The sequence below is a fragment of the Faecalibacterium sp. DFI.5.82 genome, assembly GCF_029076575.1.
Lineage (GTDB): Bacteria > Bacillota > Clostridia > Oscillospirales > Ruminococcaceae > Faecalibacterium > Faecalibacterium duncaniae.
Genome location: NZ_JARFIS010001074.1, coordinates 1 through 290 on the forward strand (window position 1 = coordinate 1; position 290 = coordinate 290).

The 290-nt window shown below is 61.7% G+C and carries 1 pseudogene; it reads left to right on the plus strand.

The features are described from left to right. Positions 1–290, plus strand: a pseudogene (locus tag P0G09_RS20205) (DNA recombination/repair protein RecA); the annotation flags it as partial.

Below are 290 nucleotides of genomic sequence, written 5' to 3' on the forward strand. Positions count from 1 at the left end.
CGACATCATGTTCGGCGAGGGCATCTCCAAGATGAGTGAGCTCATTGATCTGGGTGTCAAGCTGGGCATCGTTCAGAAGAGTGGTGCATGGTTCAACTACGGCGATATCCGCCTGGGTCAGGGCCGCGACAATGCCAAGCAGTTCCTGCGCGATAATCCCGAGATCGCCAACGATATCAAGGGTCAGGTGCGCGCCAATGCCGACAAGCTCTATGCCACCCGCCGCCCGGGGGGCAAGGCTGCCGCTGCCCCTGCAGAGGGGGAACCGGCCGCTCCTGCCACAGCAAAGG